Source organism: Zobellia laminariae (assembly GCF_030553095.1).
GTDB classification, from domain to species: domain Bacteria; phylum Bacteroidota; class Bacteroidia; order Flavobacteriales; family Flavobacteriaceae; genus Zobellia; species Zobellia laminariae.
This window is the reverse complement of record NZ_CP130738.1, coordinates 4,513,256-4,539,102: the sequence shown is the minus strand read 5'-3', so window position 1 is coordinate 4,539,102 and position 25,847 is coordinate 4,513,256. Positions and strand designations below refer to the sequence as shown.

At 34.9% G+C, this 25,847-nt stretch carries 37 protein-coding genes and 2 pseudogenes; 1 reads left to right on the top strand and 38 read right to left on the bottom strand.

The genetic code is table 11. The annotated features are described in order from the left end of the window. Nucleotides 1-4: 4 nt before the first annotated feature. From Q5W13_RS22025 to Q5W13_RS21930, 21 genes and pseudogenes are all read right to left on the bottom strand, one after another. Nucleotides 5-562 carry an REP-associated tyrosine transposase gene (locus tag Q5W13_RS22025; RefSeq protein ID WP_304444539.1) on the bottom strand — a complete coding sequence of 186 codons (558 nt, stop codon included), beginning with the start codon at nt 560-562 and terminating at the stop codon, nt 5-7. Between the two features lie 117 nt (nt 563-679). Further along, the gene (locus Q5W13_RS22020; RefSeq protein ID WP_304444538.1) at nt 680-1,096 is read right to left on the bottom strand and encodes an Imm70 family immunity protein; all 417 of its coding nucleotides are present in this window, start codon (nt 1,094-1,096) and stop codon (nt 680-682) included. A 322-nt stretch (nt 1,097-1,418) separates the two neighbouring features. Then, nucleotides 1,419-1,817 carry a DUF3592 domain-containing protein gene (locus Q5W13_RS22015; protein WP_304444537.1) on the bottom strand — a complete coding sequence of 133 codons (399 nt, stop codon included), beginning with the start codon at nt 1,815-1,817 and terminating at the stop codon, nt 1,419-1,421. 126 nt (nt 1,818-1,943) lie between these two features. Further along, a complete protein-coding gene (locus tag Q5W13_RS22010) occupies nt 1,944-2,222 on the bottom strand; it encodes an immunity protein Tsi6 family protein (RefSeq protein ID WP_304444536.1) in 279 nt (92 codons plus the stop codon). Between the two features lie 222 nt (nt 2,223-2,444). After that, nucleotides 2,445-3,401: a hypothetical protein gene (locus tag Q5W13_RS22005; protein WP_304444535.1), complete on the bottom strand. Its 957-nt coding sequence runs from the start codon at nt 3,399-3,401 to the stop codon at nt 2,445-2,447. 208 nt (nt 3,402-3,609) lie between these two features. Continuing rightward, nucleotides 3,610-3,873 carry a hypothetical protein gene (locus Q5W13_RS22000; RefSeq protein WP_304444534.1) on the bottom strand — a complete coding sequence of 88 codons (264 nt, stop codon included), beginning with the start codon at nt 3,871-3,873 and terminating at the stop codon, nt 3,610-3,612. 271 nt (nt 3,874-4,144) lie between these two features. Continuing rightward, entirely contained in the window at nt 4,145-4,762 is a 618-nt protein-coding gene (locus tag Q5W13_RS21995) for a hypothetical protein (RefSeq protein ID WP_304444533.1), read from the bottom strand. Nucleotide 4,763: 1 nt separating this feature from the next. Continuing rightward, a complete protein-coding gene (locus Q5W13_RS21990; RefSeq protein ID WP_304444532.1) occupies nt 4,764-4,961 on the bottom strand; it encodes a hypothetical protein in 198 nt (65 codons plus the stop codon). A 257-nt stretch (nt 4,962-5,218) separates the two neighbouring features. After that, nucleotides 5,219-5,776, bottom strand: a complete 558-nt coding sequence (locus Q5W13_RS21985; RefSeq protein ID WP_304444531.1) for a T6SS immunity protein Tdi1 domain-containing protein — start codon at nt 5,774-5,776, stop codon at nt 5,219-5,221. Between the two features lie 112 nt (nt 5,777-5,888). After that, nucleotides 5,889-5,933, bottom strand: a pseudogene (locus tag Q5W13_RS25440) (hypothetical protein); the annotation flags it as partial. Nucleotides 5,934-6,205: 272 nt separating this feature from the next. Further along, entirely contained in the window at nt 6,206-6,805 is a 600-nt protein-coding gene (locus tag Q5W13_RS21980; RefSeq protein WP_304444530.1) for a hypothetical protein, read from the bottom strand. Nucleotides 6,806-7,091: 286 nt separating this feature from the next. Further along, entirely contained in the window at nt 7,092-7,556 is a 465-nt protein-coding gene (locus tag Q5W13_RS21975) for a DUF4274 domain-containing protein (protein ID WP_304444529.1), read from the bottom strand. 9 nt (nt 7,557-7,565) lie between these two features. Beyond that, on the bottom strand, nt 7,566-8,402 hold the full coding sequence (locus Q5W13_RS21970) for an RHS repeat domain-containing protein (protein ID WP_304444528.1): 837 nt from the start codon (nt 8,400-8,402) through the stop codon (nt 7,566-7,568). A gap of 354 nt (nt 8,403-8,756) precedes the next feature. After that, a complete protein-coding gene (locus tag Q5W13_RS21965; RefSeq protein ID WP_304444527.1) occupies nt 8,757-9,302 on the bottom strand; it encodes an SMI1/KNR4 family protein in 546 nt (181 codons plus the stop codon). 1 nt (nt 9,303) lies between these two features. Continuing rightward, nucleotides 9,304-9,585: pseudogene (locus tag Q5W13_RS21960) on the bottom strand (DNA/RNA non-specific endonuclease); the annotation flags it as partial. Nucleotides 9,586-9,821: 236 nt separating this feature from the next. Next, nucleotides 9,822-10,730 carry a hypothetical protein gene (locus Q5W13_RS21955; RefSeq protein WP_304444526.1) on the bottom strand — a complete coding sequence of 303 codons (909 nt, stop codon included), beginning with the start codon at nt 10,728-10,730 and terminating at the stop codon, nt 9,822-9,824. A gap of 2 nt (nt 10,731-10,732) precedes the next feature. Beyond that, nucleotides 10,733-11,392 (bottom strand): hypothetical protein, encoded by a 660-nt coding sequence (locus Q5W13_RS21950; RefSeq protein ID WP_304444525.1) that lies wholly within the window; start codon nt 11,390-11,392, stop codon nt 10,733-10,735. A 122-nt stretch (nt 11,393-11,514) separates the two neighbouring features. Then, nucleotides 11,515-11,838, bottom strand: coding sequence for a hypothetical protein (locus Q5W13_RS21945; RefSeq protein WP_304444524.1), 324 nt, complete (start codon nt 11,836-11,838; stop codon nt 11,515-11,517). A gap of 40 nt (nt 11,839-11,878) precedes the next feature. Then, nucleotides 11,879-13,024 carry a DNA/RNA non-specific endonuclease gene (locus Q5W13_RS21940; protein WP_304444523.1) on the bottom strand — a complete coding sequence of 382 codons (1,146 nt, stop codon included), beginning with the start codon at nt 13,022-13,024 and terminating at the stop codon, nt 11,879-11,881. Further along, entirely contained in the window at nt 12,925-13,362 is a 438-nt protein-coding gene (locus Q5W13_RS21935) for a PAAR-like protein (RefSeq protein ID WP_304444522.1), read from the bottom strand. The genes Q5W13_RS21940 and Q5W13_RS21935 overlap by 100 nt, the downstream gene beginning before the upstream one ends. Then, entirely contained in the window at nt 13,359-14,213 is an 855-nt protein-coding gene (locus Q5W13_RS21930) for a hypothetical protein (RefSeq protein ID WP_304444521.1), read from the bottom strand. Before Q5W13_RS21930 ends, Q5W13_RS21935 begins: the two co-directional genes overlap by 4 nt. A 110-nt stretch (nt 14,214-14,323) precedes the next feature. On the opposite strand from Q5W13_RS21930, the gene Q5W13_RS21925 reads away from it, so the two are divergent. Beyond that, nucleotides 14,324-14,539 (top strand): hypothetical protein, encoded by a 216-nt coding sequence (locus Q5W13_RS21925; protein WP_304444520.1) that lies wholly within the window; start codon nt 14,324-14,326, stop codon nt 14,537-14,539. Nucleotides 14,540-14,717: 178 nt separating this feature from the next. Here the strand turns inward: Q5W13_RS21925 and Q5W13_RS21920 are convergent, their stop codons facing one another. From Q5W13_RS21920 to Q5W13_RS21840, 17 genes are all read right to left on the bottom strand, one after another. Continuing rightward, a complete protein-coding gene (locus tag Q5W13_RS21920; RefSeq protein ID WP_304444519.1) occupies nt 14,718-14,846 on the bottom strand; it encodes a hypothetical protein in 129 nt (42 codons plus the stop codon). A 1-nt stretch (nt 14,847) separates the two neighbouring features. Continuing rightward, complete coding sequence (locus Q5W13_RS21915) at nt 14,848-15,126, bottom strand: hypothetical protein (protein ID WP_304444518.1); 279 nt, start codon at nt 15,124-15,126, stop codon at nt 14,848-14,850. A 9-nt stretch (nt 15,127-15,135) separates the two neighbouring features. Continuing rightward, nucleotides 15,136-15,786 (bottom strand): Imm26 family immunity protein, encoded by a 651-nt coding sequence (locus Q5W13_RS21910; protein ID WP_304444517.1) that lies wholly within the window; start codon nt 15,784-15,786, stop codon nt 15,136-15,138. 16 nt (nt 15,787-15,802) lie between these two features. Further along, nucleotides 15,803-17,353 (bottom strand): polymorphic toxin-type HINT domain-containing protein, encoded by a 1,551-nt coding sequence (locus Q5W13_RS21905; RefSeq protein ID WP_304444516.1) that lies wholly within the window; start codon nt 17,351-17,353, stop codon nt 15,803-15,805. A gap of 83 nt (nt 17,354-17,436) precedes the next feature. Beyond that, nucleotides 17,437-17,943 (bottom strand): DUF6630 family protein, encoded by a 507-nt coding sequence (locus Q5W13_RS21900; protein WP_304444515.1) that lies wholly within the window; start codon nt 17,941-17,943, stop codon nt 17,437-17,439. Between the two features lie 4 nt (nt 17,944-17,947). After that, on the bottom strand, nt 17,948-18,649 hold the full coding sequence (locus Q5W13_RS21895; RefSeq protein WP_304444514.1) for a PoNi-like cognate immunity protein: 702 nt from the start codon (nt 18,647-18,649) through the stop codon (nt 17,948-17,950). Next, nucleotides 18,639-19,190: a hypothetical protein gene (locus Q5W13_RS21890; protein ID WP_304444513.1), complete on the bottom strand. Its 552-nt coding sequence runs from the start codon at nt 19,188-19,190 to the stop codon at nt 18,639-18,641. The genes Q5W13_RS21895 and Q5W13_RS21890 overlap by 11 nt, the downstream gene beginning before the upstream one ends. Nucleotides 19,191-19,468: 278 nt before the next feature. After that, on the bottom strand, nt 19,469-19,876 hold the full coding sequence (locus tag Q5W13_RS21885) for a hypothetical protein (RefSeq protein ID WP_304444512.1): 408 nt from the start codon (nt 19,874-19,876) through the stop codon (nt 19,469-19,471). A gap of 5 nt (nt 19,877-19,881) precedes the next feature. Continuing rightward, entirely contained in the window at nt 19,882-20,532 is a 651-nt protein-coding gene (locus tag Q5W13_RS21880) for a hypothetical protein (RefSeq protein ID WP_304444511.1), read from the bottom strand. A 343-nt stretch (nt 20,533-20,875) separates the two neighbouring features. After that, nucleotides 20,876-21,310: a hypothetical protein gene (locus tag Q5W13_RS21875; protein WP_304444510.1), complete on the bottom strand. Its 435-nt coding sequence runs from the start codon at nt 21,308-21,310 to the stop codon at nt 20,876-20,878. 2 nt (nt 21,311-21,312) lie between these two features. Beyond that, on the bottom strand, nt 21,313-21,744 hold the full coding sequence (locus Q5W13_RS21870; RefSeq protein WP_304444509.1) for a hypothetical protein: 432 nt from the start codon (nt 21,742-21,744) through the stop codon (nt 21,313-21,315). A 19-nt stretch (nt 21,745-21,763) separates the two neighbouring features. Continuing rightward, nucleotides 21,764-22,060: a GH-E family nuclease gene (locus tag Q5W13_RS21865; protein WP_304444508.1), complete on the bottom strand. Its 297-nt coding sequence runs from the start codon at nt 22,058-22,060 to the stop codon at nt 21,764-21,766. A 25-nt stretch (nt 22,061-22,085) separates the two neighbouring features. Then, nucleotides 22,086-22,628 carry a hypothetical protein gene (locus Q5W13_RS21860; RefSeq protein ID WP_304444507.1) on the bottom strand — a complete coding sequence of 181 codons (543 nt, stop codon included), beginning with the start codon at nt 22,626-22,628 and terminating at the stop codon, nt 22,086-22,088. A gap of 293 nt (nt 22,629-22,921) precedes the next feature. Beyond that, complete coding sequence (locus tag Q5W13_RS21855; RefSeq protein WP_304444506.1) at nt 22,922-23,293, bottom strand: hypothetical protein; 372 nt, start codon at nt 23,291-23,293, stop codon at nt 22,922-22,924. Nucleotides 23,294-23,549: 256 nt separating this feature from the next. Then, nucleotides 23,550-24,107, bottom strand: a complete 558-nt coding sequence (locus Q5W13_RS21850) for an imm11 family protein (RefSeq protein WP_304444505.1) — start codon at nt 24,105-24,107, stop codon at nt 23,550-23,552. An 11-nt stretch (nt 24,108-24,118) separates the two neighbouring features. After that, a complete protein-coding gene (locus tag Q5W13_RS21845) occupies nt 24,119-24,691 on the bottom strand; it encodes an RHS repeat domain-containing protein (RefSeq protein ID WP_304444504.1) in 573 nt (190 codons plus the stop codon). A 558-nt stretch (nt 24,692-25,249) separates the two neighbouring features. Next, the gene (locus Q5W13_RS21840) at nt 25,250-25,834 is read right to left on the bottom strand and encodes a hypothetical protein (protein WP_194530706.1); all 585 of its coding nucleotides are present in this window, start codon (nt 25,832-25,834) and stop codon (nt 25,250-25,252) included. Nucleotides 25,835-25,847 lie beyond the last annotated feature (13 nt).

Sequence of the window (25,847 nt, the reverse complement as noted above, 5' to 3'; positions counted from 1 at the left end):
CTTTTTATTCTAAGAAACCAATATCGTCAATTTTAAGGACCGTATGATCATCCGCAAAATTTTTAGCACTAGAGTATTTCCAATCTATTGGGTCGCAAACAAATCCGGAAACAACCGGGTTGCTATGTATATATTCTATTTTTTGTTTTATAACGGCAGTACTCCATAGTTCAATGGGCTTGTTGTTGTGCTGCCAAAATTGATATTTAGATATATTTCCTTTTTGTTTTCCCGCTCTTTCAAACATCCACAATAACCATTCTTTTCTGCTTTCTGTAGGGTTTTCCTCAATTGCTTTAAGGATTTTTTTAGAGGTATGTTTTTTAAAATCTCTTAATAGATTCATTGGATTTTCATTAGAATCCCTGAAAATTAAATGTATATGGTTAGGCATAAAACAATAAGCATATAATTCCATGCCTTTTTCTTTTCTGCAATAGTCTATACTTTCCAGTAGGATATTGAAATATTCTTCTCTGGTAAATATATCTATCCAATATACCGTAGCAAAAGAAACAAAATAGGCTGCTGTTGGATTTTTAAACTTGTACTTTCTGCTCATTGTCTAAAAATACAAAAGCTATCTAAATTTTTAGATAGCTCTTAGTATTGTTTCTTACGCTGTACGGCACTCGTTGCAAACGAGCGCTAGCGATGAAGCATTCAAGATTTCCATTTATTAAATAGACTTTACAATAACCGGCTCATCAATTTCTAAAGCAACATGATAAGCTTCTTTTATAAGATCGACCAAATTTTCTCCATTACTAGTTACGAAATAATCTGCTAAATTTTTTATTGATTCAGAAATATTATTTCCCCATGGAGGATTAGAAGAGAGATTTTCAAAATCCCAAACAACTTCAGATGGAGGAAATGTTTGGAGTTGCTTTTTTAAAAGATCGATTTCAATAATAGCTTCGGGTATTTTATCTAATTTAACCTCTCCCATATATAGGTTATTCATGGTAATAGGGTATTTTTTACCCCATTCACTATTCTCCAATTTTATAAAAATTGTAGAAAAAAAACTATTTAAAAAATCTCCTGTTCCAATAGTTAGAAATACAGGATCCATGTAAAGTCCAATAGCCATGTTAAATTATCTTAAAATACTTATTTCATTTTGAAAATGACCTCTAGGTTTTTTGAATTATTTTTAATTGTCTTAGACAATTCTTTTAATTCTTTAGCAGAAACATTCTGCCCCCGCTAGCGCTCGTATTTTACGAGTGCCGTCACAGTTGATTCTTATTGAAAATCTGAACACCAATTGTAAAACCAAGGCTTTTATTGCCAGAGTTTCTTCCTTTACCACTTTCTGCTCATTGTCTAAAAATACAAAAGCTATCTAAATATTTTAAATAGCTTTTTTTTTAGATTATACTAGGCTCTTAATTATATAATAAACGTAATACTTAAGTGGCATCTCCACCAAATTTGTTTCTAAAATTATAAAGTGAAATTAAGATTCCCGCACCAATTAAGAGGTAAAGTCCGTACGATTGTAAAAAAGAAGTTTCCGGGGATTTTGCCAAGGTAGGATTTGCCGGGTCATAATAGACCGTTACAGAATCATCTATTGATTTCAAAGTGCCTATAAAAGGGATTGCCAATAACTCAACTCTACTTTTATATTCTTTACCATCTATACCAAGGTAGGAAACCGTAGCAAAAGACCTCGTATTCCTTGCTTTTATATTATTATGTATTTCAGTGATTTTGGCTGTGGTTTCAATCCAGTTTTTAGTGGTGTCCTGTGCGATTAAAGGTAGATAGAGTAGGGTGGACAAAAGAAATAGTAGGGATGTTTTCATTAGGGCGTCTTGTTTATACAAATATGCACATCATTTTGGAATTTTAGATAGTTTTAATAGTTGTTTCTTACTCGGTAGGGCACTGGTTACGAAAGAGCGATGGCGGTAGTGTATTAAAGTTCTTTGTTACAGTTTTCCTTTATTCATTAAATTTACTATTTCAACTACTTCATAAATTAAGTTAGCAAATTCTTCATGCTCGGTTTCAAATTCGCGTACAGCGTAAATACCAATGGTCAAACTTTTTAATTTTTCTCTATTATTGGGATTTTGAAGAGCTTCTATAATATATTGCAGTTGTATTCTAGTCGAAGCTATAGGTTTCCACTTTGAATTATCAGAGTAAATGTCAAAAGATTTTTTGATAGTCTTTTCTAAAGTTTTTATGGCTTCTTTTTTAGTCATAAAACAGAACTAATTCTTTTAAATAAACTTCTCTGGCTAATACATCAATCCAGTTCATGGCAGCAAAAGAAAAAAAAATATGTTGCTGTAGGATTTTTAAACTTGTATTTTTTGCCCATTGTCTAAAAATACAAAAGCTATCTAAATGTTTAGCAAGCTTAGTTTATTGTTTCTTACTCGGTACGGCACTCGTTGCAAACGAGCGCTAGCGAGGGGGATGCTTTAAAGTCTAATTAGGTATAGTGTGAAGTCCTTATCGCCGAAACCTCCATCGTTAATGATAATATATTTCCCATTAGGATTGGTGTAAATGGATATTTTAGTCTTAGGAACTTTACTGCCTTTGTACAATACTGAATTTTGTTCTTTAAAGAGAATTATTCCATTTTTAAATTTTAAGTCGTAGTAGCTTACTCCTCGCCAATGAGGAGGCATTAAACCATTTACATTATAGGAAAAATTTGGTGTTGTATGACCATTCCATTCTTTTTTTTTAAAAAATGATACATCAACTAAATTATTTAGGGCTTCAAAGTTCAATTGAGCTGAATATTTGTAGGTTTTGTTAAAACCTTCATTACTTTCGGCATAAAGTTCAGACCATTTTCTATCCTTGTAAAAAACTACTTTTAGCAAGTGTTTCTGAGTTTCCGAATATAACACGTAATCATAGAAAAGATGTTCAGCGTTCTTTATGTAGTTTTTTATTTCTTCAGTCGTTAAAAGTGCTCCGTTTTGAATTAAATTGAAAGGTTTTCGAGAAGCATCTCCATCTTTCAACCATGTACAGTAAAATCCTTTTTCAATATTGATAAGGTAATCATCTATAGGCTCTATGAACTCATTGATAAAACGCAACGAATCTATCAATATACCATCTTCATTTATTTTATAAAATACTTCCGAATGCAATTTGTCGTTTGCTCCCTCATCCTTACGCTGAGCAATCCAAATATGACTTTCATCCTTTATTTTTCCAGATGAAAAAGATTTGGTTTCAATTGTTTGAATATCGAAGTTTTTATTAGTCGCTAAGTGTCTTAAATTTTGATAGCGTTCAAATTTAGCTGGAGTATGTGTGAATAGAAGATTGACTGTTTCAAAGATATTCACGATATTGAGAACCGCAAACAAAAGTAAAATCGTTACTAAAACTTTTAAAACCATTTTTTTATTCATTATTGAATTTCTTGACCGTTACAATGTTGAAATATTAAAAATTTTGAGGTTTTGTCTCTATATATCTTCAGTTCCCCGCTAGCGCTTGTATTTTACGAGTGCCGTCCCAATAGCTTATTATTCTAAGAAACCAATATCGTCAATGTTTAGTACGGTATGATTATCTGCGCATTTCAGTATAACATCCTGGATTACGCATTGTCTTTAGTTATTTCCTGGTCTTTTTAATTATGTAGACTAAATTCACCAATGCGACAGGGAACGCTACAATGACAAGTGAGATTATTATTCGAATAATTAATCCAATAAATGAAAATATTCCTCCCAAAAAATGATTGTCTTGTGAGCTGCTACCTCCTTCACTTTGAAAAAACATAGATGCTAACGAAATACCAATAGAAAGGGCAATTGTATTCATAAGAATTAATCCAATAATCCCTAAAGCAGTATTTTTTTTTGGTTGTTCTCCCATTATTCTCTAATGTTCAGTCTAATTTGATTGGTTATATTTCAAACGCTGCTAGAACTCGTATTTTACGAGGGCCTACCCAGTTTCTTCCTATTGAAAACCTGAAAACAATAACGGTAAAACCAAGGCTTTTATTGGCTAGGTTTCTTACATTACCGTTTTCTGCTCATTGTTTAAAATACAATAGCTATTTAAGTGTTTAGATAGCTTTAAAGGTTATTTCTTACGCTGAACGGCACTCGTTACAAACGAGCGCTAGCGAGGAGTTGCTACATTACCACTCATTCTTTAAGAGTTCTAAAGCTTCTGCTTTCTTAACATTATCTGGTGCGTTATTATTGAACCATTCAATCGCTTCGTTTTTATTATAAGTCAAACAATAGATTGCTGCTAATCTTATAGATTCTCTAAAATTCAAAAACTTATGATAGTCTTTTAGCCAATCTTCCTTTTTATCAATAGCTTTAAGAATATCCTCTAAGGTCGAATATTTTTTGAAAAGGTTGAAAGCTCCCAATTCTACAGTTTCAATAATTTCTTTAGAAACCCTATTTACTTGGGTAATCTGATTGATAGGCACAGAAAAATATCCGCTATTTTCATTTTTGAAATGACCAATGGAACCAGATACAATTGGATAAGAATTAAAAAAATCTTTAATTATTTTTTTGTCTAAAGAATTAACCTCTTTGTAATATATCCCTGAGGTTATATTTATTGAAGTAATATCAGGTCTAGGAGCCTTTCCGCTAACTGAAGAAAATGTTATTACTTCTTCTCGTTTATATAATTTTCCTTTTTTTACAAAATCATTCTTTCCTCTTTTTACATATCCTTTTTCTGTAAGAAATTTTCCTACTTCGGTTTTTACAGCTTCAAAAAGTTCATTCATATTATTTACACCTGATTACTTGTACTTTATCTATTTTTCTAATTCTTGCGTCTTTGGCTTTATTTCCAGTTGGAGCAATATTATGACTTCCACTATTTACTTTGTTGTCAAAACTCTTTTGTTTTGAACCATAGGAAGCAGTTTCTGAATTTTTAACTTCAACACCTATAATTTCTCCTGTGTCAACATTTTCTACCACAACGTCATACCGTCTAATTTGCCCAGTATCCCCCAGCTAGCGCTCATATTTTACGAGTGCCGTCCCAGTTATTTTCTATTAATAATCTGAAATTACCAATTGTAAAACCAAGGCTTTTATTGCTTAGGGTTTCTTCCTTTACCATTTTCTGTTCATTATCTAAAAATACAAAAGCTATCTAAATGTTTAGATAGCTTTGTTTTTAGTTTATTCTTACTCTGAACGGCACTCGTTACAAACGAGCGCTAGCAGGAAAATTATTCTATTTTACCTGCTAGTTGGGCAATTATTGTTAAATGTTCTTTAATTTTTACTTTCTGTAGATTCTCTGCTTTTTCACCCCCACCAGCGGCTAAGATAGGTACATAGCCGTAACATTCATCATAATCAAGTTCTCCCAAACGCATTTTAGCTTCTTCAAAAGGATTCCATTTCAAATCTTCTTCTAAAAATTCATTATCGGTTAAATCATCCATGAAATATTCGAAACCAGACTCCAATACTTTAGAGAAACCATGTCTAAAATCCAAAAGAACTAAATAGTTGTTCTCCCAAATAATCAAATCAGACATGGCCGTCGCAAAAAGAACCAACGGATTATCATACTTATTTACATACACATTATGCAACAAATCTTTAAAATCATTAGGATTTACGAGTTTTAAATAACCATCTAAAAATGTTCCACTTCCGTAATCCTTCCAAAGCTGTAAAAATTTATCTGGGAGTGAAATAGAATAGCTATTTAATAATTCTTTAGAAGGTAGTATCTGAATGTTATATTCGGAATATTTTTTAAAAAATTTATCTGACATTTAACTAAAATTAGATACTATGAAATTAATAAAATAGCTTTTAACCACCTAATAAATCGATGTTTAACAAAGTCGTTTCTTTCTCGGCTTGCGTCATATTTTTGGCAGCCTCTCAAATTTGTTGATCAATTTCATCTATTCGATTTTTCCATTGAGAGCCTAAACTTGAATTAACACATTTGTCTCCCTAGCTAGCGCTCGTATTTTACGAGTGCCGTCCCAGTTACTTCCTATTAAGAATCTGAAATCATCAAATGTAAAACCAAAGTTCTTATTGCCAAGGTTTTTTGCTTTACCATTTTCTGCTCATTGTCTAAAAATACAAAAGCTATCTAAATTTTTAGATAGCTTAGTTTGTTGTTTCTTACTCTGTACGGCACTCGTTGGAAACGAGCGCTAGCGGGGGGGCTAGTTACACATTAGCATTATTTAATTAGACCATTCTATAATAGATTTATTTTTTAAATCTTCAAGTAAATTAAAATCTCCTTTTTTTATTAATTGTAAAGATTGTAATTGAATTTTATATTCTTTTTCAAAAATATTCTCCACATACTCCATAATTTCTTCATCAGTAGCCTTTGAGCCACTTTTGATATAAAATTCTTCTGATTTTAATTGATTTAAAATTTCTATATTATTAGATGAACAATATTCAATATACTCGGGTTCTTTTTCTTTAATAAATCTCAAAAGATAATCAACACCTTGAGCCACTAAAGAAGATACTTCATTCTCTGTTGTATTATCAAATAATTCTTCTGTATCAAGTATTAGTAGGTCACAAGTATCAATCAGTTCATCAATATTCTTAATAGAATTTTCTTTCTTAACTTGATTAAAAATAGATTCTAACAACTTGCATGCTTCTCCTTTTTTTATAGAACTATCTACCTTACTCAAATCTTCAGTTTCATCAATTTTCTTATACAAGTAAATAACTCTTTCTAAACAAAAAATTCCAAATACCTTTTTTTGTTTTTCATCGAGTTCATTTAAAACTTCTATAACCTTATCTTCTAATGACATATTTTAAATTAATTTACCACATTCCAGAATAATCACCTTCATTATTTCTTTTTCTTGACCCCAGCTAGCGCTCGTATTTTACGAGTGACGTCCCAGCTACTTCCTATTAAGAATCTGAAAGAATCAATTGTAAAAACAAGGCTTTTATTGCCAAGGTTTCTTGCTTTACCATATTCTGCTCATTGTCTAAAAATACAAAAGCTATCTAATTGTTTAGATAGCTTTGTTTTAACTCTTGTTTCTTACTCTGTACGGCACTCGTTACAAACGAGCGCTAGCGAGGGGCTTAATCTATTTCGTATTCCTCATATAAATTTTCAATTTCATTAAAAATGTTTTCTGGGATTCCTTCAATATATTCCTCTGAACTCAATACTTTTTCTCCATCTATTTTATCATACATAACTGGTGGTATTTTGCTACTATCTAAATCAGGATATTCTTGTGTCCAGTCTAAACCATCATCATCTTTTGGGTTAAAACTTAAATTTTGGTTACTATAAAATCCAGAAGTATATTTTTGTTCAATCTCATTTTGATATTCAAAACCATGTTTAGGACTTGACATCCAATAAATCATTAGAATAGTTGCTTTTTCTGTTTGTTGATTTGTAATTAACCATTTCAAAAAAGTTTTACTACTATCATAGTTCCAATCCATGGCCATTTTGTGCCATTCTATCGGATTGACTGTTTTTGCATAATCAATTATTTTATCGTCTGCTATTTTTCTAATTTCTTGTTCAGTCATAATAAAAATTTAACTACATCTAATTGGCATTTTTTCTTTTCGAGAACTTAATCTTTTTCTTTCTACTTTTTGAATAACACTAATTTTCTTTCTAGCTTGAGAGGCACTAATTTCTCCTGCATTAAATTGATGTTTAACACCATTTACCCTTGTACTCATATCAGCATTTATATCTGCGTGGCTACCTCTATGGTAATAATCAAATCCTCCTTGTTGTGCTACATTAGCATTTTTAGGTAAAAACACGCCATTAGCAGCTTTATCTTTTGCTCCACCTAAACCTATATCCTCAAAAAACTGCGGGTTATCGACCCATACTTCGTGAGGTATAACGTGATGTGCTTGGAAATTCCCTCTAGTAAATGGATTCATTCCATGTTCCATGCCTGCTTTAGATAAGTTTCTACCTAAAGTTCCACTTCCTTTACTTAAACCAAGTACATCAATGTATAAATTAGTATCATTAACGTAAGCATAAAAATTTGGCTCTCCACTTAAAAATTTTATAGGATCTTGGCTTAAATAAAGCCCTTCTTTTGCACTATAATATCTAAACCTATTATAATACAACCCAGTTTTACTATCCTCATATTGCCCTTGATACCTAAAGGGACAATCTTCCAAAGAACCTTCAACAAGTTTACGTACTTTTCCGTAAATATCATATTCTACGGCCCAAGTTCTTGCGCCCTGAGCGTTATACATTTCTACAGGGGTACCCAAATAATCAGTAATAATGGAGAATTGTTCACCATCTATAATTTTAGCGGTAGGCTTAAATGTTGCTTCGTCAAAGACCCAAGTAATCAAATTGTCTAGAGGTTCTTCTTTGTCCTTAGATAACATCCCCCATTCATCAACTACCCATTCTGGGCGGTTTTTTAAGGGGTATTTCCATTCGTGAAGGGGTACGTTGCCATCCCATACAAAGCGAGTTATACCGCTTCTCGATTTCGCTCGAAGGGGTATTGTTTTTTTAGCGGTCCTTCGCCCTAAAGCATCGTATTCAAAGGCTACTTTTTCTCCATTGGTTTTGGTTACCGAGCAAAATAAACAAAATATACCGCTGTTGGGTTTTTGAAGTTGTATCTTCTGCTCATTGCTTAAAAATACAAAAGCTATCTAAATATTTAGATAGCTTAGTTTGTTGTTTCTTACTCTGTACGGCACTTATTGCAAACGAGCGCTAGCGGGAGGTAATTATGGTAATTTTAGAATGCTAATAGGTTTAAAGATATTAGGTAAAGAATTTTCAGAGAAAGGTAGGACTTCCTTGAATTTGTTTTTGGAGGTAATCTTTTCAAAGAAATCGTATAAATTTCTTCCAGCCTTAGTAAATTCTAAACCTTTGAAATCTGTTATATAAATATCAAATTCCTCAGAGCTTTCACTTTCTATATCCCAAAAAAGGTAATGTCCATTTTCACTCATGGCGAAAGGAATCAAATCTCTTAATTTTTTATAAGATAAGTCAGGCTCCATGTCAAACCAGAGTTCATTTTCATTGTCAAGCACTTCTTGATAGGTCCCAATTATTTCCTCACTTCTTATAAAAAAAGAATCAGGATAACTTTCCATTGGAATATAAATGATAAACAGATTGCATGATAGACCGTAACCGAAATTTTCAACAAAATCTATATAAGATTTTGGAAATTTTCTTCCATTGGAAAAGTTATGACTATGCAACAATTCTGCATTACCATGAGTTAATTTTTCGCTTGTTTTCTCTAAATTAAAATTCATATTATTTGCAACAAATTGTATTTTGCCTTAACCCATTCTCTATGGTTGTATCAGCGATTACGTTTCCTTTTTGGTCTATCGCAAAAATACTCATTGAATCGGGAACTAAGTTATTACCTATATAATTTGGTTTTACTTCAATTAAAACAGTATTTCCTGCCTTAACATGTTTTGTTATTTTGTTCTCTACCTTTGACATTCCAGGATGATTGGTGCCATCTGTCAGTGTTACTATATTTCGTGCGTCTGTAGCACTTCCATCATGATTGTTAGCAATAATATGGCCCCTGCTAGCGCTCGTATTTTACGAGTGCCGTCCCAGTTATTTCCTATAAATAATCTGAAAGCATTAATTATAAAACCAAGGCTTTTATTGCCAAGGTTTCTTGCTTTACCATATTCTGCTCATTGTCTAAAAATACAAAAGCTATCTAAATGTTTAGATAGCTTAGTTTGTTGTTTCTTACTCTGTACGGCACTCGTTGCAAACGAGCGCTAGCGAGGGCAATTTGTAAAGTTTTACAGTTCAAATTCAACACCCGGGTTGTCTTCCTTTAACTTGGCTTTACATTTTTCCACCAGTTCGTCTGTAGGCCACGGTATCGATTGCTCCGGTAGTTTATTGATTTCCATTTGCATTAATTTGTTCTCTGGTGAAGGTGTATAATCCGGCAAACCTAAGTCTTTGCGAATCGAGAGCCACATTAGTATTTCTACGGGAAATATGAAGTAATTTGATTTAGTAAACTCAGGACTAAATTCATTACCATGTTCATCTGTTGTAACATCTTCATCGGATTGAGCGATATGAAATTTGGTAAGGTCGTCAATAATATCCGATACTAATCGGATGTCTTCGGTATTCCAATTATCGAGGGCTCTTTCATATACTCCTAGACTGTCCGGATATCTGGTTCCTTTTTGCTCAAGTTTCTTACCCTGCCATTTGCAGAAAAGCTCTAACATAAACCACGGATGAGTGGGAAAAAACATCCCACCATCGTATTGTTTTCCATATAGCATCTTCAACAACAGATTACCATAGGCGACCGCTCTTTCTTTTTGCCCTAGGTAGAGCATTTGGGCGAGATGTTTAATACTGGTAGTTAAGGATATAGCGCTGTCAAATGTTTCTACTAACTCTCCTAAAAGAAACCTCCAATTATTACATTCCAATGCATAAAAATTACTTTTAGCTAAAGCGTTGTAATGTAATTTATCATTGGAAATAAAATTATGGATAAAATTCCAATGATACCATGTTGATAAATATTCTATTCTAAGAGCGACAGAACCTCTTCCTTTCTCATTGGTTAAAAACTTGTTTAAACTATCGTAAGATTCATTAAAATGCGAATTTTCTAATCTAGAGATTTGATGTTCTTTTTTTCTAATGGTATATTTTACTGATTCTTCAAGTGTTTTCATACTTATTTACCCTTTTTTTTAGGTGGCTTTTTCCAATCTTTTACTTTTGGAGTATCACGCAAGTTACCGTCATTATCTACATGAACATCTATTTTTTTATGTTCTATTTTGTTCCCATTCGCTTTAGCATTTTCAATTGCCTCCTGCGCTTTTATTGCCTCTTCAGTACTTGTTCCATCGGTATAACCATCGTCACCTTGGGCTGCCCTATCTAGTCTGTCCTCGGAGTATTCTTTGCCGCCCATGGTCTTTTGGTCGCCTTTTAAACCAATGTCCCTAGGGTTGCCATTGTTCCAGAGTTTATCCTGTTGGGTGGATTTTACTTCTGCAATATAAACATCCCCTTTTTTATTTGTAGCAACAATATCTACTCCATTGCCCGATTTGTTTTGTACAGCGTAAAAAGTATCATAGTCACCGAACTCTTTTTTTCTAAGCATACCTTCCACGACACTTTCGCCAAAGTCGCCCAGTTTTTCCCCATCCAGCATTTTATATTTGGAGGGGTCGAATATTTCGTCCGTACTTCTGATTACACCATCCCAGTGTACTACATCCCCCAACTCCTTAGGAGGCGGCAGCAATTTAGTACCATCAGAAATATCCTCCAATTTATCGGCAGCTTTTGCGGCATCGCCAAGGTCATCCAATTTGTCCAGCACCCTAACGGCATCAACAGTTTTATCGGCTACCTTTGCAGCGGTTAGGTACTTTAGTTTAAGCCAACAAAAAAGCCTTCCATTTGTTGAAAGGCTTTCTAAAAAAGGTGAATATTACTCTGTTTCTACGAGAAACTCTCCACTTCATCCTGAAGTTCTTGATCCCAAATGAACTCCATATCGAAATCTCCATCAGGCTTCATAGAAAATAAGGCCTTGTTCCATTTGTTGTTGCCTCCTTCCGTTGTTATTTTGTGTAACTCTTTAATATCCCTCATATTTTGAAAGCTATCAGATAGTTTAGTACTTTTTTCTTCTTCTTTATTATCTATATATTCCAAGGTAGATTTTACCGCACCTATATATTCCAGATTAAGTGTAGCGGAATTCCAATCTTCATCAATCGAATTCACTATTCTTTGACCTATTCTATTATATATATCACTCACATTACTCATTTTTCCATTTTTTTAAATTATAATAAAGATACTAATTTTCAAAATCAATACTATGGGATTTACCATCAATTGTATATTCTACGGTTTGGCCAACTGGTCGTTTTGACCCCCCCTCATATATATTTTCTATGCTTACTTCAACCTCTTTACCCTCTTCAAGGGCTTTCTGCCAATCGTTCTTCATTTTTTTATAGGCACTTTGATTAAGACTGCCTTTTTGAGGAACATAGTTTATCTGTTCGCCCGGACCATTAAAACGGTCTCCTATAAGGTGTCCGCCTTGGTCTCCATCAATACCATCCTTCATTTTAACGGATTTTCCTTGTTGGTAGGTATTCCTTCCTCTTTCTTTAAGTTCCAATTTACCACTTGCTTTATTAACCCTACCCAATTCATCAGTTTCATAAAGATAGCCATCTACGGAATATTTAGAATTGGGTTCTAATTTTCCATTTAGTTTCTTGTTCCAACCTTTTCCTTTTTTACCGCCTTTTTCGTAAACTACATCCCCCAGTTCATCAGCCGCCTTAAGTGGTGAAGAACCATCCTCCATTTTATCTAGAGCTTTGACACCGTCACCTATATCCTCTATTTTATCTAGAGCTTTGACACCGTCGCCCACATCCTCTGCTTTATCAAGTAATTTAATAGTATCCGCGGCATCTTCAATTTTATCAAGTTTATTTAATAAACGCGCCGCATCAACAGTCTTGTCAGCTATCTTGGCGGCAGTTAGTGCAGCTGCCCCACCTGCGTTGCCCACTTCCATAAGTACTTCAAAGAGCACTTGTCCGGTAAAATCGCCCCATTCCTCGGCGCTCATGTTGGCGGCCTTGTCCATCATTTGATCGACCATTACGGCACTTTCGGCCTGAGCGGCCATAAAATCTCCGGGGTCGGTAAGTGCGTTTATTGCTGAGTTACGATAGACGAACGTACCCGCTTTTACCGCCATATTACCTATAGCCTTAAAAGTCTCTTTGTCTTTTTGTAGTTGTTCTGCATACCCTTGTGGGTTTAAGAGCATGTACGGTGTAGAGTGTTTTCCTGCCCAAACTACAAGGTCTGCAACACCGGTTACGGTACCTTTTGCGCCTTTCCAAAGACCAGTGCCCAGTCCTTTGGTAAAGTCCAAGGCATTGTCCCAAAAGCCCTTTTCCTCTTCTTGTGGTGGCAAAGCGGCTGTGGCAGCTGCCAGGAATAATAAATCTTAACGGTACCGCCTAAGGTGCAGGGCAATTCACTGTCTTCCAACAGCAGTTCATTGCCGCCCAAAGTAATGCCATCAGTAACGTTGGTCCAATCAAGTACAGGGGCCGTACATGGTGCCCCGTTCGAGGCGCTACAGGCACCTAAAGGCTCGAAGTTTACAATTAGGGTCTTGTCCATCTTTGTGCACATATGCTCACCAAAAAGAGTGGTCTCCGTATAGGAGATGCTTCGCAGTTCCGCCGGTACTGTACCCATGTCGCAGACTAGATAAACGCCTTCCGGCACGTATTTCTTTCCGCTCATAGGTTCTTTCCTTTAGGAATTATACGAACGATCTGCTCGTAATTGAAGAGTGCCGGAACGTTGGCCGTTAGCAGTTGCCCGGCATGGCCTATATGATGATTCTTGTCCAGGTCGTACGTCTCCATGTAGGCTGCCTTTACGGGTACGGCCAGCTGTATATTGTCCGCCAATTTTCTAAAGAACTTACGTACGTTGTACCGGTCAAAATTTTCTTCGTCCAACATTCCCTTTCTAAAGACTTGCGCGGTATCTTTTAGCCGGTCCCTTTTTTTTAGGGTGGTCGTCAACAAAAAGGGTAGGGAGGAAGTATCGAAAAAATCAGTGAATATCTTGGCCGATTCTATGGTCTCTCCCTGACTCGATACGGTACCGTAGATGTCCGGAAAGAACAGCGTACCTATTTCGGATTCCCTAAAATTCTCGGTAAACAGTTTGTTATTGTTAAAAAGGGAGTCGGTAGCGGTTATAGTGGCTTCGAGTCCTTTTTGTTCCTTATGTTTTTTTGCGAATTCTTTTTTATAGCCTTTCCAATTATCCCTGATAGTCGCTAGATTCAATATTCGTATGGGGTTTCCTTGAAAATCCGTCTGTACGGTGAGTTCGGACTGTAATTTGGCGATATCATTTTCCATCGCCCTAATTCCTTCTTTGTTCGTTTGGAAACGGTCCGTCACCTCAAAAGAAAAAATATAACCGGTTTCGTTTTGCCGGAAATAGTATTTACGGACCTCGGCCCGAACGCTATTTTCATTGGCTACTCCCCCAAGGATAGAACGTTGCCGTATGTCCATGGTATAGGATTGCCATATACCGGTAAACGAGGGTACCAATGCTTCCATTGTCTGTTGCATAGGCTTATCCTTGGTTTATTTCTACTTTTCCACCTGATAGTTTGCTCTTGCCGCCACCATGGGCCGTGAATTCGTTACTGGCGAAATCGTTAAAGTTTTTTATCAAATCTTTGAAAGGAAATCACGAAATAGAAATAGAAGAGTTGTTTATTTATAATCTCCAAGAATCCATTGCGGCGCATAATGGCAATCACCTTGTTTTTGTTTGTAAAGACTTTGCTCTGGGCGAAGGTCAAAATATTTACGTGTTGCTGGAAGAGGAGGAGGGCAGAGAACGCTCCGTAATGTTGAGTTTAGATACAAAACAGATTAATCGTAGTAGATAAGCTAGGTAACTTTTCTCTCGATACTTAAAAAGACAAAAGCTATCTAAATATTTAGATAGCTTTTATTTAATTCTGGTTTGTTTTTTACTCTGTACGGCACTCGTTACAAACGAGCGCTAGTGAGGGCTAATTCAAAGCAAAAAAAACCTTTCAGAAATGAAAGCTTCTATTTTTTTATTCAACTTCCCTGCTCCAAAAAGTAAAGCGGTACATCTGGATAATTTGGATTTTCTCCTTCCCAGAGGTCAAAGCCTTCGAAAAATTTATGGTCTTCGTCTTTTAATTGGTCTCTTACCTTATTGTGCACTTTAAAAAGTAATTCTCCAGCCGAAAAAAAAAGAATTGTTGTCTGCCTCTAATAAAAAACTGGGTTCTATTTCGTCCTCTTCTTGCTCGTCCCAACAGGAGTATTGAATAACAACTTGCTTTGTATTCAGAACGTTCTCTTCCAAGTTAATTTTAGAAGGTTCGCCTTTGATGGTCTCATTGTATTTTATGAGTGCTTCTTTGAATTTTTCCAAGGAAGGGAATTTTTCCTTTTCAAAATTCCATAAAACATCTTTCATCATTGTTTTAGTAGTTTCCATAATTATTAGTTAATAAAAGCGAGCTAAATCAAAACCATGTTTTAATGCTAATTCATAATAACTCATATTAGGATCTTCATCAATATCATTACAAACTTCTTTATATATTTCAGGTAAGCTTTTTAGATTCGACGATTTAAAATAATTATCCATAATATCTTTTTTATCTTTAATTAAATCTAATCTTTTTGAATAATCTAAAGTTGCCAATTGAAGATAGTATGTGTTACCCAAGGAAGGGAAAACCTTTGCTTTATCTGTAAATCCGGTACTAAAACCTGTTAATAGTGCAAGTTCTCCAATAGCGAGGAGAATACCTTCTTCATGAACATTTTTAAATGTTGCAGGGAAAGTTATTTCTTTTGGATTAACAGGAATATTTTTTATTACCTCAATATTTTCTCTGAATAATCGTTTTTTGGAAATAAATGTCGAATCAACAGCAATCTCAAAGTTATCAATAGTAGGTTTTTGAGAAATATGTTTATAAGTTTCTAACAAGACACTTTTACCATGCCAATCTAAGTAATTATTTTTTTGACCCTTACCGTCATATTGCTCTTTTACATCAAATAAAATTCTTCCAAAATAATAATACTCCGAGTCTTCTATTTTTATTGCAAAAACATCGCCAACGCCTATTTTTTTTATCTTTCCCATTTATTTTTTGATAATATTATGGACAAGGATTATGTCCGTATTTTTCATCACCGTACTTATTATATTTTTTTTCTGTAATCTCATTTCTGCCATTTTCTAGCTTAGCTACCCCTCCATTCTTTTCTATATAATGTTGTTCCCATGTAGCCGCTTCATAAGGTGTCCAATTACCCGATTTAACTTCTCGTATATCATAATTTTTACCCCAATTTTCTCTACTAATCTTTTTAGTGTCTTTAGATTTTAAATGCTCATCAAATCTATCATCGACATCTAAATGCTTAGTCTGTCCGACATATTTTGTTTCTCCGGAATCTATATCGTAAACCTCGTAAATTTTTATGGGCGTTTTAGTAGTTTTCTCAAATTTGGATGGATCATTTTGATTATGCACTAAGATACCATTTAGACCAACAAAGTAATTATGAATATCCTCCACTTCAAGATTATATGTAGGTAATTCAATATTTTTGGTTTCCTTAACGTCTTTAACGGGAACAATTTCATTATCTAAACCTCTGAAGTTCATTCCAGAAGTAATGGACTTTGCTGGAATCCATTTTTTTTCGTTATCAACCCAAAAAAGATGCCTTGATGTAGCCAAAATTTGGTTTTCACCATCTGTATTTATTTCGAAATATCTTTGCGTCCAATTGTTATACAATTTAGAAACTTTTCTTGTATTTACTTTTGAATCTTTAAAGTTGTATACAAATACCTCATCTCCTATTTTTATTTTTTCTATTTCAATATTACCATTTGGCGTATGCACTATCGTCCCGGCCAAAAAGCATGGTTCTTGGTGTTTTAGATCTCTATAAGCTGGTTTTTTCTTGGGTAGGTGCACAACATCCCCTAATTCATCAGCAGCCTTAAGTGGTGAAGAGCCATCCTCCATTTTATCTAGAGCTTTGACACCGTCACCTATATCCTCTATTTTATCTAGGGATTTAACCCCGTCGCCCACATCCTCTACTTTATCAAGTAATTTAACAGCATCCGCGGCACCTCCAGCTGTACCCACTTCCATAAGTACTTCAAAAAGTACCTGTCCGGTAAAATCGCCCCATTCTTCAGCGCTCATGTTGGCGGCCTTATCCATCATTTGTTCGGCCATTTCGGCACTTTCGGCCTGCGCGGCCATGTAATCGCTAGGGTCTGTCAGGGCGTTTACGGCGGAGTTACGATAGACGAACGTACCCGCTTTTACCGCCATATTACCTATAGCCTTAAAAGTTTCTTTGTCTTTTTGTAGTTGTTCTGCATACCCTTGTGGGTTCAAGAGCATGTACGGTGTAGAGTGTTTTCCTGCCCAAACTACAAGGTCTGCAACACCGGTTACGGTACCTTTTGCGCCTTTCCAAAGGCCAGTACCAAGTCCCTTGGTAAAGTCCAAGGCATTGTCCCAAAAGCCCTTTTCCTCTTCTTGTTCGGGCAGGGCGACCATGGCAGCGGCCATGGAGTAAAAAATCTTTACGGTACCGCCCAATGTGCAGGGCAATACAGAGTCTTCCAACAAGGGATTGAAGAGGCCTACAAAGATACCGTCCTCAAATCCGTCCCACATGGTCGGGGCGGGTACGCAGGGGTTGTTGGCTGCCGTACAGGACTGCAATTAGAACATTATCGCCATAGCCGGAACTAGGGGGATTAAGATTTTATAGTGCCATAACCAGCCTTAATGGCCAATTGTTTTGCGACAGTCAAATCGGCTAGGGAAATAGTTGTTAATGGGTAACTGTCGCTATCGATATCCAACCAAATTAATTGCACCTTACTCGATTCAAGTTTCCGGTTCAGTTGTGGTATAAATTCCTCTATATCCTCGTCTATAAAAGGTTCTATTTTTAATAATTGTTTAGAAATTGAATCATAATCTGTATGGCCCTTAAATAATTGAAGTGCTGTCGAGACAAGTTCTTCTGGGTCATATTTCCAATCCAGTTCTATTAAAAGGTGACGTCTGGCCAGACCGTCTACCATGGCAAGCCATGGAAGCTCGGGTATGGGTTTGTCAATGCCACGTTCTTGTAATATATTGGCAAATTGGCTCAGGTAGTTTAATGGTTGGTTTTCGGCCAGCTGTATCTCCGACACCAAGGAGCTGTCCTTGGTGAGTAATTCTGCTAAGTCAAACAAGGGTTTGATTTTCTTCATTAGTTTAGTCTTTCCAATGGACCATATCATATGGGTAGTATTGTTGATCTCTTAAAGAGCTGTCGTCTAAACCAAGAATTTTTACAACCGCACCGCTTTCAAAACTCCAATAGCCAAAATACGTATTATGCTTTCCATTATGGCTATTATGCCATCCTGCACCAGAATGGCCTTTGTACCATTCTTTGTCAAGGTATTTTTTTAGATTTTCAAGAGCTATTTGCTTATCCGTTTCATTGATTACCGATTCTATGCTTTTGTATATAATTGAAAATTTAAATGCTTTGGTGCTAATTGGCCCGCTAGGTTTTCTAGATTGAATTAAAAAATCAACTAAATGATCTTCTAAATCATCATCTTCTACCAAATTTATTAATATGTCAAATGAATCGTTATCAATCTCTAGTAAAATCCCCATGGATAGCATCCAGATTAATTGAACATAAAAATTTTGAGAATTATAAATCTTTGCAAACCATTTTACAGATTCAATGTAGTCCTTTTTTAAATCTATAATTTTCGCCCCAGAAGAATATTTTGCGATTAAAATATTTCTGGTTTTAAGGTCTAATGTAGTATCAAATGTTCGTTGACCGGCTACAGGTAATTCCTTGTCTTTAGTATTTTCAATAAAGAAATCAATTGCCTTTTTTTCCTTATCGATATAATTTTCAAAATATGTTTTGTCTTTTATTTTATCTCTCATAATAAAAATTTATGGTAAGGCACCCTGCAACATTACCTAAAGCGTCTACTGCGCTGGTGGTTACGTTCCCTGCAGGGTCTATATGTACTAGCACTGATTGAACACTCTCGGGATCCAGCATTTTGGCCAGTCTGATTTGATTTGCAGCTTCTTCGCCTACAGCATCTGTCAACCTATCGCTTCCGTTAATCCAGTCATCACTCATTTGGGGACCGTCTAAGGTATTACCCAATTTTGAGGTATTATATTTTGCTTCTGCAATAATGTATTGCGGGGGCGGATTAGCGTTTTCATAAACACCGTCAATACCTTTTGCAATAGTCTGGTCAAGACTTTCTACAGCATCGTCTCCCAGTCCTGTCAAACTTGCAGCTTCACCATTAATTTCTGTAATGTTCTCCAAATGGCGATCCATTTTCATTTCGCCATAGTTTCCTTTTCTTTTATTGGTACCTAAAGTTTCAACTCCATTCTGAACGTCATCAATTACATCTTGTTGACGCATCGCTCTCTCAGACAATTCTTCACCAACCTCCAGCAATTGATCACCAGATTTGGCGGCTTTACCCCCGCTAGCGCTCGTTTGTAACGAGTGCCGTCCCAGTTGCTTCCTTTTGAGAATCTGAAAGCATCAATTGTAAAACCAAGGCTTTTATTGCCAAGGTTTTTTGCTTTACCATTTTCTGCTCATTGTCTAAAATTACAAAAGCTATCTAAATGTTTAGATAGCTTTAATGGTTGTCACTTACTCATTGCGGTACTCATTGCAAATTAGCGCTAGTGTGGTTAGCATGAGTTTCTGAAAAGAATGGCAAAACATTAACTTCCCTGCATTACAAAATAAAGTGGCAGATCTTGATTATTTGGGTTTTCTCCTTCCCAAAGTAAAAGTCCCTCAAAAAAAGAATTGTCTTGATCTTGTAACTTTTCCTGAACTTTGTTGTGCACTTTGAAAATGAGTTCTCCTTGAGTGAAAAATTCGCCGTTGTCAGCTGTCAGTAAAAAATCTGGTTCTATGTCATCTTCCTTTTCTTCGTCCCAATACGAATATTGAATAACGACTTGGGTGCTTTCCAGTACTTTTTCATCTTTATCAAACTCAAAATCTTCTCCGAAGATGTTCTCGTTATACGTCAGAAGGGCAATGAGGAATTCTGAAAGAGAGGAGTAGGTCTTGTCTTTAAAATTCCAGAGGACATCATTTAAAAGTCTTTGTGGATGTTGCATAGTTTTTATTGGTAAAAACGGCCTAGGTCATAACCATGTTTTAAAGCCATTTCGTAGTAGCTTTGGTTCATATCTTCTCCTATCTGTTGGTAGACTTCTTTTCTTTTTTCAGGAGCGAATCTTAGGTCGGACCATTCTAGATAATTTTTTGAAATTACATCCATCAAGTCTTCACGTTTTTGATAATGACAGGCATAATCAATTAAACTGTTAAAACTACCTTTTATACCTTTTACAATTTTATATTCGTTATCAAATTGTTCAGCGGTTAAATTGGTTCTTAATTCTAGTTCACCTTTACTTAAACATATCCCTTTGTGATGGACGGATTGTAAGCCTTCAGGAAAATCCAAATCTCTATAATCAATGGTTTCGTGTTTGTAAAATGTCCAGTCGACTTTGTATTTTTTGGAGTAAAAGTATTTTTTAAAAATGAATGTATTAGGAATTATTATTTCATTAGAGACTAATTCTGGACTTTTGTAAATTCCCTTATAAACAGCAGCAAGACAACAACCACTAAAAAATTTAAATCCTAGATTTTCAGGTTCTATCTTTAAGATGCGTTCTGAAACATCCAGCAGTATTTTTCCAAAAAAATAATGACCATTTCTCTCAACATAAAAAATATCTCCTTCTTCTAATTTTTTTTTCATTATATATAATTAACATGGTTTATGTAGATTTCCAAATTTATCATACTTGGCTTTCGTTATAGCATTTTTCTTATTGGCCAAATTAGCTTTTCCACCGTTTTTTCCCCCGCTAGCGCTCGTATTTTACGAGTGCCGTCACAGTAACTTCCTACTAAAAACCAGAAAACATCAATTATAAAACCAAGGCTTTTATTGGTTAGGTTTCTTGCGTTACCATTCTCTGCTCATTGCCTAAAAATACAAAAGCTATCTAAGATTTTTAGATAGCTTTTATTTTATTCTGGTTTGTTTTTTACGCTGTACGGCACTTGTAACGAACGAGTGCTAGTGTAGGGTAGGTATGCTATGTTAAACTCTTGATTAACTCAAAATATTTTGGGTCTTCACCTTCAAAAATTTCATTTCCTTCAAGCATGTATGCCTTGAGAAAAGATTCTTTTGCCTTGTCTATTTCTTTCAATTCAAATAGGGCTTGCCCTAAACTTAGATGAATATATCCATTTCCCATACCATCAGGGCAGTTAAGTGCATTGTAGTAGTTATCCTTTGCAGCTTCTAGATTGCCACCAGAAAAAAACGTGTCGGCTATACTGGTATACAACCATGTACTTGCTTCCCAATCAGTTTTAGGGGATGGGATAATGTCGAGAGCGGATTCATATTTCTCAAGTGCTTTTTTAAGTTCACCAGATTCATAGAAATCATTGCCCTGTTCAATGAGTATTTCCAATTCGTTGTAATCCCTATTCGATAATTCTATTTTCTCTGCCGTAGCCATAGTTAAATAAACTTTTTAGGATTTTTGTAGAAATCTAAATATTCTGGCTTCTCCCTTTCAAAATAACGAAGACCAGCTTCGTCTACAACATATTTCCATTTGGCTAGTGCGTCCTCATATTTTCCAATTTCAAAAAAGTATTTTCCTTCATTGAAATCAACATCGTAATCGAAAAGATGTAAGTGATTGTTGCATTCAATCATTTTTTCTAACCAATTTCGAGCCTCTTCTAATTCCATTTCTCTTATATATACCCTAAAAAAATCTTTTGCTAAAGAATATGCTTCGCCCCACTGGTTTTTAGGAACTGGATATAAGTTCCATGCTTCATTTTTTAATTGAAAGTATTTTGTTTTGTCTGTTTTATAAAAGGAATTAGCCGAAAACCGTAATTCGTCTATTTTTTTTTGCAGTTCTTGTTCTAATAAAGCCATTTTTATTGCTATTTAAATTTTATAATGGGTCCATATAGGTTACAGTCTTTCCTAATGTGGCTCCTTTGCTTCTGTTTGTTCTAAAATACTCAAGGACATAATTATCCGAATCTAACATCCAATCTCTTACTTCTTTAGATTTAGGCCCAAATTTTCTTCCCGTATTATTCCACCAAGTAACGGCATCTTCAATATGTCCCATATCTGCTTCATCAATATTTCTCCATATTTGATTATCAGGATCCCAAAATTCTTTTACCTCTTCTCCAAATTCATCTAAGTATTTTCTAGCTGTTGGTGGTTTGCCATTCAGCATTCTTTCAAACACTTCTCTCCCTGTCCTAGATGCCTTGCCATGGAGTTCTACCTAAGTATTGGAGGCGTTTACTTATCTTCTTAGTGACTTGTTCAACAACTTCAGTAACTGCCCTAGAATTTTTCCAAGCCCTAAAACCTTTCTCCAACACTTTTCCAGCCCCCAAAAATAAGAAACCTAAAGCAACTTCTTTAAATAAAGCCTCTTCATCTCCATCTTGAGAGTAATCATAAAGGGCTTTTACCGTCAATAAGCATCCCGCCACTTCTAAGGCGGCAACAGTAACTGCAATTCCTGTTGCTAAAGCACCAGAAGCAGCTCCAATGGCAGCTATGGCAGCAAGTGCCGCACCACCGGTAACCACTATTAAAGCAACGGCAGCCACTACCAAGACCACTTTTCCTAAGGTTTCCCAAAAACTGGATTCCTCTTCGGCACAGGCGGCCGTGGCTTCTTCTAAAGAGTAAAAGATTTCTATTTTGCCACCAACACCACAAGGCAATACCGAGTCTTCTAATAAGGGATTAAAAAAGCCTACGAAAATTCCATCCTCGAAGCCGTCCCACATAATCGGGGCGGGTACACAGGCGCTGCTGGGTCTGATAATTCATAAAATTCAATTAAAGCTTCCTCTAATATTAATTCCTCATCCTGAAGTTCGTAATCGGATTTAGAATTGTATAAGAATATTTTCATTTTATTATTTTGGCTTATCAAGCATTTTAATATTTTAGAATTGCCTCTAGATTTCTTGAAACGGCAACACTCTAATCTCAAAATTTATAATCAGTCAAACAAGAAAAAAATTTACTCATCTTTAAAATCAAAGAGCTATTTAATGCTGAAATATTTGTAATTAATTTAAAGCGAGGAATATTGACCTTTCTTTGAATTTAAAGCTACTTTTTGCAATTGTGTGTCATTACTCTGAATACAGCTATCAAGGAAAGAGTTGACTTGGGGTGATTTTTCCCATCCAGCACAAGCAAGTGCGAGACCCATTCTTACATCTGAGTACCCTTTTTCTCGTTTAAAATTTAGACTTTGTAATTCGGTAATGATTTCCCTTTGTAATTTCTTTTCAGGAATTACCTTATCCAGTCCAAGAACTTCCAAACTACCATCAACTACCGCAAATTTCCCAAAGGATAATAATTCAAATAAGGGTTTAACATCTTTAGAATTATCTCTAGAAATTCTAAAATAAGCACCTGCCGCAGAACCAGTTATCATGTCATGTTCCCCCCGCTAGCGCTCGTATTTTACGAGTGCCGTCACAGTTGATTCTTATTGAAAATCTGAACACCAATTGTAAAACCAAGGCTTTTATTGCCAGAGTTTCTTCCTTTACCACTTTCTGCTCATTGTCTAAAAATACAAAAGCTATCTAAATATTTAGATAGCTTTGTTTATAGTTTATTCTTACTCTATGCGGCACTCGTTACAAACGAGCGCTAGCGGAGGGCTTATATTTTTATCATGGTTTATTTTAAACGTCCGTATAAATACTATATCCTTCTTCCATAAAATGTATTCCTTTTAGATTAGCCTCTTCACATTTGTCTTTAAAGCTTTGACTTACGATAATATATGAAAGATGTTCTTTCATTCTTACGATATTAGAATCATTAAGAGAGTGTTCTTTTATATAAAACTTTTTTATATCATAATAGTCATCTTCATCGACTTCAAAAATTGCTCTTTCTTTATCTAAAATAGGCAAGATTTTCAAAATATTTATAGCTAGAAAATCATTGTTTTCATTTCCGTTGTCATCTTTGATAATAGTATCGAATAATTGAACTTCATCTTTTATTAAACTAGATAAAGTTTTAGCCATTTTCTTACTAATTAAATTTATTCCAATACTTGGTAAAATATCATATTGATTTATGTAATTGTCAATTTTGTCAACATTATAAATAAGAGGTTCCTCAAAAGTAAATTTATTTCCTTCTCTTAGTTTTAACCAATTCACAGGATTGTTTTCTTGATCATAAACGAAACTTGTATCTCGTTTGTAAAATTCAGATAATCTAAAGTACATAGCTTAATATTTTAATGGCATTTAATTCGCCCTTTTCGTAAATCTTGTCTAGTATTTTTACTTAATTTATCAACTTCACTATGGAATTTCTTTTGATCCCAACCTTGAGCCATACCTTTATCATATAATTTATCAAGTTTATCTCCCATTTCTAAGTTATATGCTGCATGCTGCTTATTCCAACCATTATGTAAACTTCTTTCAGGATGTATACCTTGTTCTTTAGGTAAATATATAAGATTACTTGGTTTGTTTACATCAAAACCTGCTGCTTTTATTGCAGGATGACTTGCTTTTGATTTAGGTACAACATGGTGAAGTTGGTAATTATCAATTTTAGGCATATTACCATAATTCCAACTATTTTTAGGCATGCTTTTACCTAGAACTAAACCTAATGGGTCAACATATATATTTGAATCGTGAGCATAACTATATATATTATAGTTCCCACTTTCTAATCCAATAGGATCTTGTGATATATACGTTCCTGTTGAACTATCGTAATATCTAAATCTGTTGTAACAAAGTTCAGTTTCTTCATCGAAGTACATTCCTTGGTAACGAAACGGACAATCTTCCAAAGAACCTTCAACAAGTTTACGTACTTTTCCGTAAATATCATATTCAACTGCCTGCTAGTGCTGTTCGTGGTTAGTGCGGTCCCAGTTCTCTCTTATTCTTGAAACCCGCTAGTGTGAATTTCAAAAGTAGCTTCTTCCTCGACAATTTATTTTACTCTGCTAGAACCCTTTTTTTAGAAATACAAAAGCTATCTAAATGTTTAGATAGCTTTGTTTGTTGTTTCTTACGCTGTACGGCACTCGTTGCAAACGAGCGCTAGCGGGGGAAGATAAATTAAGCTACTTGACTTGTTAACATCATACCCTATAGTTTTTAAAACCCCGCTAGCACTCGTATTTCACGAGTGCCGTCCCAGTTATTTCCTATTAAGAATCTAAAATCATCAATTGTAAAACCAAGGCTTTTATTACCTAGGTTTCTCGTATAACCAATTTCTGCTTATTGATTAAAAATACAAAAGCTATCTAAATTTTTAGATAGCTTAGTTTGTTGTTTCTTACTCTGTATGGCACTCGTTACAAGCGAGCGCTAGCGGGGGAGGCATGAATGTTTAATAGTTACATCTGAGCCACATTAAATGAATATTTCTCATCCTCTCTAGGATCTTTATAACCATCAAATTGATTTACGCTTTCTAATTCAAAAGAAAAACCAAAGTTAGCTTGGGGATATTCTAATTGCTTTTTATGTTTATAGGCTTTTATATTTATCAAATATTTCCCTTTAGGTATATCGAACCTATGAGAGCCATAGCATTTTTGACCATCCAAAGTTTCGTACGAATTAAAGTCTTTATCTTTTGGGTAATCTTTTGGGTTCCAATTATGAAGATTACTTAAAGAACCTATCCATAAGCTATTATCATTTCCAACCTCTATATTAAACCCTTCTATCTTATAAATTTCAATCCAATCCTCACTTAATGCCTTATTGACTTGAACTATATACTCTATAGAATCAATGGGAAGGATTGGTAACCATGCACCTTCCTCTATTGACTTCAAATATTTGTCATGATTCTTTTGAAAGAAACTTAAAAGTTTTTTGCTTTTTATTTTTTCACTCTTTAAAAACGAATTCATCCTATCTGGTGAAGAAAGATATAATCCATAATCACTTACTTCTAATTGTTTATTTGCCATATCATTATTTACA

Coding starts and splice junctions, on each gene's coding strand:
- Q5W13_RS21885 (WP_304444512.1), bottom strand. CDS start 19,876: ATGCAACATCCACAAAGACTTTTAAATGATGTCCTCTGGAATTTTAAA.
- Q5W13_RS21860 (WP_304444507.1), bottom strand. CDS start 22,628: ATGTGGGACGGCTTCGAGGATGGAATTTTCGTAGGCTTTTTTAATCCC.
- Q5W13_RS21905 (WP_304444516.1), bottom strand. CDS start 17,353: ATGTGGGACGGATTTGAGGACGGTATCTTTGTAGGCCTCTTCAATCCC.
- Q5W13_RS22000 (WP_304444534.1), bottom strand. CDS start 3,873: ATGGGAGAACAACCAAAAAAAAATACTGCTTTAGGGATTATTGGATTA.
- Q5W13_RS21900 (WP_304444515.1), bottom strand. CDS start 17,943: ATGAAGAAAATCAAACCCTTGTTTGACTTAGCAGAATTACTCACCAAG.
- Q5W13_RS21910 (WP_304444517.1), bottom strand. CDS start 15,786: ATGGGAAAGATAAAAAAAATAGGCGTTGGCGATGTTTTTGCAATAAAA.
- Q5W13_RS21970 (WP_304444528.1), bottom strand. CDS start 8,402: ATGTTATCTAAGGACAAAGAAGAACCTCTAGACAATTTGATTACTTGG.
- Q5W13_RS21985 (WP_304444531.1), bottom strand. CDS start 5,776: ATGTCAGATAAATTTTTTAAAAAATATTCCGAATATAACATTCAGATA.
- Q5W13_RS21995 (WP_304444533.1), bottom strand. CDS start 4,762: ATGAATGAACTTTTTGAAGCTGTAAAAACCGAAGTAGGAAAATTTCTT.
- Q5W13_RS21895 (WP_304444514.1), bottom strand. CDS start 18,649: ATGAGAGATAAAATAAAAGACAAAACATATTTTGAAAATTATATCGAT.
- Q5W13_RS21980 (WP_304444530.1), bottom strand. CDS start 6,805: ATGTCATTAGAAGATAAGGTTATAGAAGTTTTAAATGAACTCGATGAA.
- Q5W13_RS21915 (WP_304444518.1), bottom strand. CDS start 15,126: ATGGAAACTACTAAAACAATGATGAAAGATGTTTTATGGAATTTTGAA.
- Q5W13_RS22025 (WP_304444539.1), bottom strand. CDS start 562: ATGAGCAGAAAGTACAAGTTTAAAAATCCAACAGCAGCCTATTTTGTT.
- Q5W13_RS21930 (WP_304444521.1), bottom strand. CDS start 14,213: ATGCAACAGACAATGGAAGCATTGGTACCCTCGTTTACCGGTATATGG.
- Q5W13_RS21850 (WP_304444505.1), bottom strand. CDS start 24,107: ATGTACTTTAGATTATCTGAATTTTACAAACGAGATACAAGTTTCGTT.
- Q5W13_RS22015 (WP_304444537.1), bottom strand. CDS start 1,817: ATGAAAACATCCCTACTATTTCTTTTGTCCACCCTACTCTATCTACCT.
- Q5W13_RS22010 (WP_304444536.1), bottom strand. CDS start 2,222: ATGACTAAAAAAGAAGCCATAAAAACTTTAGAAAAGACTATCAAAAAA.
- Q5W13_RS21875 (WP_304444510.1), bottom strand. CDS start 21,310: ATGGCTACGGCAGAGAAAATAGAATTATCGAATAGGGATTACAACGAA.
- Q5W13_RS21965 (WP_304444527.1), bottom strand. CDS start 9,302: ATGAATTTTAATTTAGAGAAAACAAGCGAAAAATTAACTCATGGTAAT.
- Q5W13_RS22005 (WP_304444535.1), bottom strand. CDS start 3,401: ATGAATAAAAAAATGGTTTTAAAAGTTTTAGTAACGATTTTACTTTTG.
- Q5W13_RS21975 (WP_304444529.1), bottom strand. CDS start 7,556: ATGACTGAACAAGAAATTAGAAAAATAGCAGACGATAAAATAATTGAT.
- Q5W13_RS21865 (WP_304444508.1), bottom strand. CDS start 22,060: ATGCTGAATGGCAAACCACCAACAGCTAGAAAATACTTAGATGAATTT.
- Q5W13_RS22020 (WP_304444538.1), bottom strand. CDS start 1,096: ATGGCTATTGGACTTTACATGGATCCTGTATTTCTAACTATTGGAACA.
- Q5W13_RS21880 (WP_304444511.1), bottom strand. CDS start 20,532: ATGAAAAAAAAATTAGAAGAAGGAGATATTTTTTATGTTGAGAGAAAT.
- Q5W13_RS21855 (WP_304444506.1), bottom strand. CDS start 23,293: ATGATAACTGGTTCTGCGGCAGGTGCTTATTTTAGAATTTCTAGAGAT.
- Q5W13_RS21870 (WP_304444509.1), bottom strand. CDS start 21,744: ATGGCTTTATTAGAACAAGAACTGCAAAAAAAAATAGACGAATTACGG.
- Q5W13_RS21840 (WP_194530706.1), bottom strand. CDS start 25,834: ATGGCAAATAAACAATTAGAAGTAAGTGATTATGGATTATATCTTTCT.
- Q5W13_RS21955 (WP_304444526.1), bottom strand. CDS start 10,730: ATGAAAACACTTGAAGAATCAGTAAAATATACCATTAGAAAAAAAGAA.
- Q5W13_RS21935 (WP_304444522.1), bottom strand. CDS start 13,362: ATGAGCGGAAAGAAATACGTGCCGGAAGGCGTTTATCTAGTCTGCGAC.